The sequence below is a fragment of the Pseudoalteromonas sp. Angola-7 genome (genome assembly GCF_028599255.1).
Classification (GTDB): domain Bacteria; phylum Pseudomonadota; class Gammaproteobacteria; order Enterobacterales; family Alteromonadaceae; genus Pseudoalteromonas; species Pseudoalteromonas atlantica.
Genome location: NZ_JAQREL010000036.1, coordinates 1 through 790, shown reverse-complemented (window position 1 = coordinate 790; position 790 = coordinate 1). Strand labels below are relative to the sequence as shown.

Sequence of the window (790 nt, the reverse complement as noted above, 5' to 3'; positions counted from 1 at the left end):
CAAGCGCTTTTTACTAGCTTGACTAGGCTTATCGCAAGTTAATACGTCCTTCATCGCCTCCAACTGCCAAGGCATCCACCGTGTACGCTTAGTCACTTAACCATACAACCCAAACGGGTCTTTGTTAGTGACAGTTTAACTTCGCCAGAAGTTAATATTGAATACTAAAGTAGATACCAATTAATCACGAATGATTAAATTGGCACTGAATGATACTGCTATCATTCTTTTTTACTTTTGAAAACTCTTGATAAATACAAAGTATCTATCAGAATTTTATTATCAGCTTTTCCAAATTTTTAAAGAGCATATTAATTAGTTAAACCCAAAGGGTAAAACTAACTAACAATCATCTGTGTGGACACTACGAACAAATAAGTTCTAAATCGTATAAGGAGGTGATCCAGCCCCAGGTTCCCCTAGGGCTACCTTGTTACGACTTCACCCCAGTCATGAATCACTCCGTGGTAAACGTCCTCCCGAGGGTTAGACTATCTACTTCTGGAGCAACCCACTCCCATGGTGTGACGGGCGGTGTGTACAAGGCCCGGGAACGTATTCACCGCATCATTCTGATATGCGATTACTAGCGATTCCGACTTCATGGAGTCGAGTTGCAGACTCCAATCCGGACTACGACGCACTTTAAGTGATTCGCTTACTCTCGCGAGTTCGCAGCACTCTGTATGCGCCATTGTAGCACGTGTGTAGCCCTACACGTAAGGGCCATGATGACTTGACGTCGTCCCCACCTTCCTCCGGTTTATCACCGGCAGTCTCCTTAGAGTTC

General features: G+C 44.1%; 2 rRNA genes. Both read right to left on the bottom strand.

The features are described from left to right. Positions 1-102: ribosomal RNA gene (locus PSH50_RS20965) — 23S ribosomal RNA — on the bottom strand; the annotation flags it as partial. A gap of 289 nt (positions 103-391) precedes the next feature. Beyond that, positions 392-790: ribosomal RNA gene (locus PSH50_RS20960) — 16S ribosomal RNA — on the bottom strand; the annotation flags it as partial.